The 1,817-nt window shown below is 47.9% G+C and carries 1 rRNA gene; it reads left to right on the top strand.

The features are described from left to right. Positions 1-227: 227 nt before the first annotated feature. Positions 228-1,736: ribosomal RNA gene (locus AC5SLP_RS14345) — 16S ribosomal RNA — on the top strand. Positions 1,737-1,817: the final 81 nt, after the last annotated feature.

Here is a 1,817-nt window from a genome sequence, read left to right as displayed (position 1 = left end):
GTTATTTTAAGGAAGGTGAGTATATAATTTCGTCCTCGTTTGAGAGAACGGGGTTAGAAAGAAGCGCCCAAAGTAGGGCATTTGCTTCAAGTTCATTACCATTTTAACAATGTCAAATTCAATCTTTGAAATCTAAATAAGCGACCTTAGCCAGGACGCAAACACGTAAGAGATTATCAACTCTTCTTAATAAAAGAGATAAGTCAATTGAAGAACACTTCATAAATTTTATGGAGAGTTTGATCCTGGCTCAGAGTGAACGCTGGCGGCGTGCTTAACACATGCAAGTCGAACGGAGTAAAGTAGCTTGCTATTTTACTTAGTGGCGCACGGGTGAGTAATGTATAGCTAACCTGCCCTTTAGTGGGGGACAACAGTTGGAAACGACTGCTAATACCCCATACTCCTTCTTATCATAAGGTAAGTTGGGAAAGATTTATTGCTAAAGGATGGGGCTTTATTGTATCAGCTAGTTGGTGGGGTAATGGCCTACCAAGGCGATGACGCATACCTGGTCTGAGAGGATGATCAGGCACACTGGAACTGAGACACGGTCCAGACTCCTACGGGAGGCAGCAGTGGGGAATATTGCACAATGGGGGAAACCCTGATGCAGCAACGCCGCGTGGAGGATGACGCATTTCGGTGTGTAAACTCCTTTTATAAGGGAAGATAATGACGGTACCTTATGAATAAGCACCGGCTAACTCCGTGCCAGCAGCCGCGGTAATACGGAGGGTGCAAGCGTTACTCGGAATCACTGGGCGTAAAGGATGCGTAGGCTGGAGATCAAGTCAGGAGTGAAATCCAACGGCTCAACCGTTGAACTGCTCCTGAAACTGGTCACCTAGAATATGGGAGAGGTAGATGGAATTGGTGGTGTAGGGGTAAAATCCGTAGATATCACCAGGAATACCGATTGCGAAGGCGATCTACTGGAACATTATTGACGCTGAGGCATGAAAGCGTGGGGAGCAAACAGGATTAGATACCCTGGTAGTCCACGCCCTAAACGATGCACACTAGTTGTTGCCCTGCTAGTCAGGGCAGTAATGCACTTAACAGATTAAGTGTGCCGCCTGGGGAGTACGGTCGCAAGATTAAAACTCAAAGGAATAGACGGGGACCCGCACAAGCGGTGGAGCATGTGGTTTAATTCGAAGATACACGAAGAACCTTACCTGGCCTTGATATCCTAAGAATCCTGCAGAGATGTGGGAGTGCTAGTTTACTAGAACTTAGAGACAGGTGCTGCACGGCTGTCGTCAGCTCGTGTCGTGAGATGTTGGGTTAAGTCCCGCAACGAGCGCAACCCTCGTGATTAGTTGCTAACAGTTCGGCTGAGCACTCTAATCAGACTGCCTTCGCAAGGAGGAGGAAGGTGAGGACGACGTCAAGTCATCATGGCCCTTATGGCCAGGGCTACACACGTGCTACAATGGCTAGGACAAAGAGACGCGATACTGCGAAGTGGAGCAAATCTTAAAACCTAGTCTCAGTTCGGATTGGAGTCTGCAACTCGACTCCATGAAGCTGGAATCGCTAGTAATCGTAGATCAGATATGCTACGGTGAATACGTTCCCGGGTCTTGTACTCACCGCCCGTCACACCATGGGAGTTGAATTCACCCGAAGCCGGAATACTAAACTAGTTACCGACCACGGTGGGTTCAGCGACTGGGGTGAAGTCGTAACAAGGTAACCGTAGGAGAACCTGCGGTTGGATCACCTCCTTTCTAGAGTATATGGGATACTATCTCACAATGGTATCCCGGCGAGAGTGGCTAAGGAAGCTTATTTAGTTTTGAGAGATTGAA

The sequence above is a fragment of the Sulfurospirillum sp. E15m genome, from assembly GCF_059415145.1.
This window is presented reverse-complemented; position numbering and strand designations above follow the sequence as displayed.